The sequence below is a fragment of the Mycobacterium sp. genome, assembly GCF_032159775.1.
Lineage (GTDB): Bacteria > Actinomycetota > Actinomycetes > Mycobacteriales > Mycobacteriaceae > Mycobacterium.
Window position 1 is genome coordinate 1 of the sequence record NZ_JAVHWK010000206.1, and the last position, 6409, is coordinate 6409.

Below are 6409 nucleotides of genomic sequence, written 5' to 3' on the forward strand. Positions count from 1 at the left end.
CCGCGTAGGCGCTTTCGTCGTCGTCGCGTTGAGTGCGGTTGGGCCGCAGTTCATTTCGACGGGTGCCAGAGCCTACCTCTCGGCGTGCCGTCTGCAGCCTGGGCGCCGGAATGTCACAATGGAGAGACCATGACTGAACGCAAGACGCCCAGCGGCTCGCGCAACTGGTCGGACCCATTGTCGATGGGCTTCGAGGCGCACCGCCGACTGCTACTGCTGCGCTTGCGGCTGCGCGGATCCGCGGCCAGGCGCGAACGTCACGGCCTGCTGGCGGCACGACGCAACCGGCCGGCTGCCGACTCGACAGCGGCAACCACCTCTGGTGGTTCGAGCACCTCGAATTCGGCACCGACCGCCGCGAAATAGATCACCATCCGGTCGGGGTCATCTGCGCCGGCGGTGACGATGCAGGCGTCGGGGCCGTCCGCTTCGATCGTCACCGATGACGGTGAGAAGTGCTGTTCAACAACCTGCTCCGGCGCGAAATAGCGGACCCGAGCAACGTGCGTGTACGGCGATGCGCTGATCGAACGCTGTACATATGCCGCGGCGTCGGGTGCGTCCCGCGCCACGAACGTGCTGCCTCGGGCGCGGACGTCGCCCATCCGGTCCAGCCGCAGGCTGCGCCAGTCGTCGCGGTCGCGGTCGAACGCCAGCAGATACCAGCGCTTTCCCGTCGTGACGAGTTGGTAGGGCTCTAGCCGGCGCTCGGTGGCATTGCCTGCCCGGTCGACATAGGACGCCGCCACATGCTCATGGTCGCGGCAGGCGCGGGCCAGGGTCATCAGCACGTCGGGTTCAACGGGCGAGTCCGACGAGGTCGACGTGAGCGTGACAGTGGCGTCGTGCACCGCGGACACCTGTGAACGAAGTCGCGACGGCATCACCTGGTCCAGCTTGCTCAGCGCCCGCAACGCCGATTCCCCGACCCCGGCCACGCTGCCGCCTGCGGCCAGACGCAGGCAGACCGCCATGGCCACCGCCTCGTCGGCGTCCAGCAGCAGCGGCGGTAGCGCGGCGCCCGCCCCCAGTTGGTAACCGCCGCCGTGGCCCTTGCTGGCGAACACCGGATACCCCAGGTCGCGCAACCGCTCGACGTCGCGGCGCACGCTGCGGGTGGTGACGTTGAGCCGGTCGGCGAGTTCCTCGCCCGACCACACCCGTCGCGACTGCAGCATGCCCAGCAGTTGCAGAACCCGGCTCGTCGTCTCGGACACGATTCCAGACTTCCACACTCTTAGGACACATCCTGTCCTATATGGATGAGAGGGTCATTCCATGAGCTTGGAAACACCAGGAGAAACGGCCGCAACGACGACATCAGATCTGGTCAGCCACCTCGCCGACCAACTCGACTTCCACTGGACCACCCAGCTGCGCCCACGACTCGACGGCCTGACCGACGACGAATACTTCTACTGTCCGGTGCCCAACTGCTGGACGGTGCACCCCGACGGCGGAATCGACTTCGAGTACCCGGCCCCCGAACCTGCTCCGTTCACCACGATCGCGTGGCGTCTCGCGCACATCATCGTCGGGGTGCTGGCGATGCGTAACCACTCGCACTTCGACGGTCCGCCCGCGGACTACCAGAGCTGGCCGTACGCGACCGATGCGGCGACCGCCCTTGGTCAACTCGACGAGGTGTACGACACATGGATGACGGGCGTGCGCGGGCTCGACGTCGACGCGCTCGACCGGCCATGCGGGCCCGCCGAGGGCCCATACGCGGAGTATCCGTTCATCGCGTTGGTGCTGCACATCAACCGCGAGATGATTCACCATGGCGCCGAGATCGCCTGTATTCGAGACCTTTACGCCAACAGCCCCGAGACCGCCGAGAACAAGGAGAAGTAGCCGTGCAAGGAATGCCCCCTCCCGCCGCCGACGAGCGCCAGACGTTGATCGAGTTTCTGCGGTTCAACCAGAACGCCTTCTTCGCGGTCGCCTACGGCCTCACCGACGAACAGGCCCGCTCCAAGCCGTCGGTGAGCGCTCTGTCGATCGGCGGACTGGTCAAGCATGCGGCGGGCGTGCAGCACAGCTGGATGGCGCGCGTGACGGCGGCGCCCGATTCGCCTCCCCGGGACGAGCGGCCGTTCGAGGAGCAGGTGACCGAATACGAGGACCAGTACGTCATGCGTGACGACGAGACGCTCGCTGAGCTGCTCGACAAGCTTCGCGCGCAGAACGAGGACACGCTGCGGATCTTCGCCGAGGCCGACCTCGATACGCAGGTGCCCGTCCCGCACGACGTGCCGTGGTTCCCGCAGGACCTCGACTTCTGGAACGTGCGCTGGGTGGCGATGCATCTGGTCGAGGAGTTGACCCGGCACGCGGGCCACTGCGACATCATCCGCGAATCGATCGACGGCGCAACGATGTACGAGTTGATGGCAGGCATCCTGGGATGGCCGGAAACCGACTGGATCAAGCCGTGGGGAAAGTCGGCATAGCCGCTTGGTACAAAGGACCCGTGCAAACCCGTGCGGGGACGGCGCTCTGCGGAGACGTGGAGTTGTTCTACGAAGACCTCGGCGATCCCGACGCCCCGCCCGTGCTGTTGATCATGGGTGTGGGCGCCCAGCTTCCGATGTGGCCGGACGGGTTCTGCGCGCAGCTTGTCGGTCGGGGCTACCGCGTCATCCGTTTTGACCACCGCGATACCGGTCTGTCGACGAAGCTGCACGGCGAAAAGGCTGACGGCTCCGTCTACCCAAGGGTGCTGCGCCACGTGACGGGGCGTCGCAGCCAGGTGCCCTACACGTTGGTCGACATGGCCGACGACGTGAGGGGCCTGCTGGACCACCTCGGCATCGACCGCACCCATGTCGTCGGCGCATCGATGGGCGGCATGATCGCGCAGGTGCTGGCGGCCAGCCATGCCGACCGACTCGCGTCGCTCGGGTTGATCATGTCCAGCTCGAACCGGCTGCTGTCGGCGGTGCCGCGGTGGCGCGTCATCAAATTGGCCTTCGGCGGGCCTGCGAAGGACGCCCCGTGGGAGGAGCGGCTCGCCGCCGAGGTACGCAGCATCTCGATCATCAACGGCCCCAACTACTTACCGCCGGTCGATGCGTTGCGCCGCCGAGTCGAGCAGTTGCGCGCCCGAAGCGACTACCCGCAGGGCATGCTCCGTCAGTTCGACGCAATCCTCGGCACCGGCAGCCTGCTGCGCTACACCCGCAGCATCACCGCCCCGACGATGGTCATCCATGGCACCGACGATCCGATGGTGCGCCCGCGCAACGGCCGCAACCTGGCCAGGGCCATTCCGGGGGCACGGTTCGTTGTCGTCGACGGCATGGGTCACGACCTCCCAGAACCGGTGTGGCGCCCCATCATCGAGGCGCTCACCGAGAACTTTGCCGTGGCCTGACCCGCTAGCCGGGCAGTCCCTGCTCCTCTGGCGGCAGTGGCGCAGGCCCGGTGACCGACGGCTTGGCATGACTCGTCTCCGGCGCCGACGGCGCATTGGTCGCCGTGACCGTCTGCCCCGTGGTGGCGGACGGCGCCGTCACCGGACTGAGTGTGAAAGGCTCCTGCGCAGAACTGACGGTGCTGAAGGCGACGCCGAACACACTCATCGCGATCGCGGCGCTCGCGCCAACGGTCGCCGAAATCACTTTGTATCGGCTGGAACTCATGTCTGGATAGTCCTTCCGTTCCAATAACTCGGGAGACTGACATCGACTCCCTGTAAATGGCACGAACGTTCCAGACCGCCCGAAGATTCCACCGAACCGAAGAACAATCTTGGCGAGGCTCAGAAAACGATCGCCAGCGCCCGGTCGACTACCGCGTCCAGATCATCGCCGAGAGTGCCCGCGAGCCACTGCTGCGCCAGCTCTGCCATCGCGCCGGTGAAGATCGCCGCACCGACCGCGGCCGCCACCGGGTCGGACTCCGGCGTCAGCCGGCCTCCCTCAGTCAACACGCTCTCCCGCAACAGATCCTGGGCCGCAGCGCGGCGCCCCGTCAGCACCGGACTGGCCCGCGCCTCGGTGAACAGCACGCGACCTCGGCGCGGATCGGCCGAGCTGAATCCGAGCACCGCGGCGATGCCTGCCCGGGTGCGTGAGCGCACCGAGTCATCGGCCTGCTCGATCGCGGCGCCGACGACCTCGACGAGTTCCGCGCTGACCCGGTCGTACACCGCGCCGAGCAGGTCGTCGACGTCGGCGAAGCTCTCGTAGAAGTAGCGGGTGTTCAGCCCGCACTCGCGGCAGACCGAACGCACCGAGACTGCGGACTCCCCCTCGTCGCCGAACAGCCGGTAGGCCGCGTCGACCAGCAGCGCGCGGCGCTCGGCGCGGCGATCAGACAGCGGCACACCGGCCCAGCGCGTGGGGCTCGACATCGGGAAAGACTACGTCGTCCCGATGGCGGTCGGGCCGGGTCTGGTCACACCCGTGCCCAAACTGTAACCTGGTTACAGCTGTAACCAGAACTGGGGAGTCGCGTATGTACCTGCCGCATCAGATCGCCGGACAACTGCTGAACAATAAATTCGACCAGGACATCCGCCGTAATTACTTCCGCGGCATGGAGTTCGCCGCACCGGTCGGCGATCCCGGCTGGTTCGGCCCGGGCAGCGCGGTCTGGCATGTGCACTCCCACATGTACGCGTTGATCTTCGGGCTGCAATGCGCGGCGTACATGGAGCGACTCGACCCGTCGATCTACTGGATGGGCATGCACCACTCGCGGTTGGTGAAACGCGACCCCGAGACTGGGACAGCCATCCCCGTGATCGACCCCGCAGGCGCTGCGGTGCGACTCGGGCATTCGATCGCGTTCTTCATCGGCACCGCATACGGCTCGACCGAAACCGCCGAGCGGCTGGCCAAGTCGGTGCGGTCGATGCACCACACGATCAAGGGCACCCGCCCCGACGGCGCTAGCTACGACGCCGACGATCCCGACTGGCTGCGCTGGAATTACGCGACGGTGGTATGGGGCTTGGCCACCGCCCACGAGCTCTATCACCCGCAACCGTTGCGCGGCAAGAAGATCGACCGCTACTACGGCGAATTCGTTCGGGTCGGCCATGCACTTGGCGGTACCGACCTGCCGACCACCAAGGCCGAGACGCTGGACTGCCTCAAGTCGTATCTGCCGAAGCTGGCCGTCACCCACGGCATGGCGATGTCGACGGGACCAGGGCTGCCGATGGCGTTGGGCGCGATCGACTGGGCGATCCGCGACACGTTGCCGAAGTGGGGTGCGCAGTTGGTGTCGCACACCAACCCGAACATCGTTGAGCGAACGGCTCGGCGGGCGGCGGTCTGGACCGTCATCAACGGGTTGACCGCGGCGTCCGGTCCGATCCCCGAGTTTCGTCAGGCGCAGGCCCGGGTGAGGGGCGGCACGTCGGTGCCGCACACGCTGCCGACGTACGTGCCAGGCACCGACCCGGTGCTCAGCCGCGCCGAGGTAGAACACAGCTTCGCCTGACCGACGTCCGCAAAATCAGCCGAGTGCAACGCCTTTGGTCTCAGACAGCTTGGCGGTACACACCAGGCTCACCAGCACGACGGCTGCCATCATCAGGCCGATGGAGCCGACGCCCCAGCTTGCCTGCAGCGGCGCCGCGGCGATCGTCGGCACCGCGCCGCCGACGAGGCCCGCGACGTTGAGCGACAGACCTGCGCCGGTGTAGCGGTATCGAGTGCCGAAGATCTCCGGGATGAACGCCGCCATCGGGCCGTATGTGCTGGCGGCGATCGCGTAGGTGCCGGTCATCGCCAGGGTGAACAACGCGGCATTGCCCGTGTCGATCAGCGGCAGCACCACGAACGCCCACGGAACGCCGACCGCCAACGCCGCCATGATGACGCGACGGCGACCGAAGATGTCGCTCAAAATGGAACTCAGCGCGTTGAAGATCACCACGACCACGCCGCCCAGCAGCCCCACCGCCAGGACGAGGTTCGGCGAAAACCCCACGTGCGTATGGGCGTAACCCATGAAGTAGGCATTCGCCATGTAGCCGAGCGTGAAGAAGCCGATCATGCTGCCCGCCGCGAGGAGCACCTCGCGCCGCTGGTTCTTGAACAGGGCGGCCATCGGTGTCACCGACGCGCCATCGCGGCTCTTCTGTGCGGCGAACACCGGTGTCTCGGCGACGTTCATCCGGACGTAAAGGGCGATGGCGATCAGTACCGCACTGAACAGGAACGGAATCCGCCAACCCCAGTGCATGAACGCGGTACTGGACTCGCCGATCGTCTTGTTAACGATCAGGAACAGCAGGCTGCTCATCACAAGCCCGCTGCCGACACCCATCTGGGTGTACATCCCGTAGCGTCCCCTGGACTTCGCAGGCGCGTACTCGGCGGACAGCAGTGCCGCGCCCGCCCACTCGCCGCCGACCGCGAAACCCTGCAGGAGCCGCAGCGTCAGCAGG

8 protein-coding genes are annotated in these 6409 nt (G+C 66.7%); 4 read left to right on the plus strand and 4 right to left on the minus strand.

Annotation, left to right across the window (positions count from 1 at the left end):
* Window positions 1-257: 257 nt before the first annotated feature.
* The gene (locus QOJ24_RS26195) at window positions 258-1217 is read right to left on the minus strand and encodes a helix-turn-helix transcriptional regulator (RefSeq protein ID WP_526266439.1); all 960 of its coding nucleotides are present in this window, start codon (window positions 1215-1217) and stop codon (window positions 258-260) included.
* A 61-nt stretch (window positions 1218-1278) separates the two neighbouring features.
* On the opposite strand from QOJ24_RS26195, the gene QOJ24_RS26200 reads away from it, so the two are divergent.
* From QOJ24_RS26200 to QOJ24_RS26210, 3 genes are read left to right on the plus strand one after another with little or no spacing between them, the layout of a single operon-like run.
* Window positions 1279-1857: a DinB family protein gene (locus QOJ24_RS26200; protein ID WP_526266441.1), complete on the plus strand. Its 579-nt coding sequence runs from the start codon at window positions 1279-1281 to the stop codon at window positions 1855-1857.
* A gap of 2 nt (window positions 1858-1859) precedes the next feature.
* Complete coding sequence (locus QOJ24_RS26205; protein WP_526266443.1) at window positions 1860-2456, plus strand: DinB family protein; 597 nt, start codon at window positions 1860-1862, stop codon at window positions 2454-2456.
* Window positions 2457-2476: 20 nt separating this feature from the next.
* Window positions 2477-3379, plus strand: coding sequence for an alpha/beta fold hydrolase (locus QOJ24_RS26210; RefSeq protein ID WP_526266445.1), 903 nt, complete (start codon window positions 2477-2479; stop codon window positions 3377-3379).
* Window positions 3380-3383: 4 nt separating this feature from the next.
* Here QOJ24_RS26210 and QOJ24_RS26215 read toward each other — a convergent pair whose 3' ends face one another.
* Both QOJ24_RS26215 and QOJ24_RS26220 read right to left on the minus strand, forming a co-directional pair.
* On the minus strand, window positions 3384-3647 hold the full coding sequence (locus tag QOJ24_RS26215; RefSeq protein WP_526266446.1) for a hypothetical protein: 264 nt from the start codon (window positions 3645-3647) through the stop codon (window positions 3384-3386).
* A gap of 119 nt (window positions 3648-3766) precedes the next feature.
* A complete protein-coding gene (locus tag QOJ24_RS26220; RefSeq protein WP_526266448.1) occupies window positions 3767-4360 on the minus strand; it encodes a TetR/AcrR family transcriptional regulator in 594 nt (197 codons plus the stop codon).
* Between the two features lie 104 nt (window positions 4361-4464).
* Here QOJ24_RS26220 and QOJ24_RS26225 point away from each other — a divergent pair, with 104 nt between their 5' ends.
* Window positions 4465-5457, plus strand: coding sequence for an oxygenase MpaB family protein (locus QOJ24_RS26225; protein WP_526266449.1), 993 nt, complete (start codon window positions 4465-4467; stop codon window positions 5455-5457).
* A 15-nt stretch (window positions 5458-5472) separates the two neighbouring features.
* Here the strand turns inward: QOJ24_RS26225 and QOJ24_RS26230 are convergent.
* Window positions 5473-6409 (minus strand): MFS transporter (locus QOJ24_RS26230; RefSeq protein WP_526266451.1); only part of this gene is annotated, 937 nt, incomplete at its 5' end.

Bases quoted from the DNA above. Each gene is read 5' to 3' on its own strand.
- QOJ24_RS26200 (WP_526266441.1), top strand. From the start codon at position 1,279: ATGAGCTTGGAAACACCAGGAGAAACGGCCGCAACGACGACATCAGAT.
- QOJ24_RS26220 (WP_526266448.1), bottom strand. From the start codon at position 4,360: ATGTCGAGCCCCACGCGCTGGGCCGGTGTGCCGCTGTCTGATCGCCGC.
- QOJ24_RS26225 (WP_526266449.1), top strand. From the start codon at position 4,465: ATGTACCTGCCGCATCAGATCGCCGGACAACTGCTGAACAATAAATTC.
- QOJ24_RS26215 (WP_526266446.1), bottom strand. From the start codon at position 3,647: ATGAGTTCCAGCCGATACAAAGTGATTTCGGCGACCGTTGGCGCGAGC.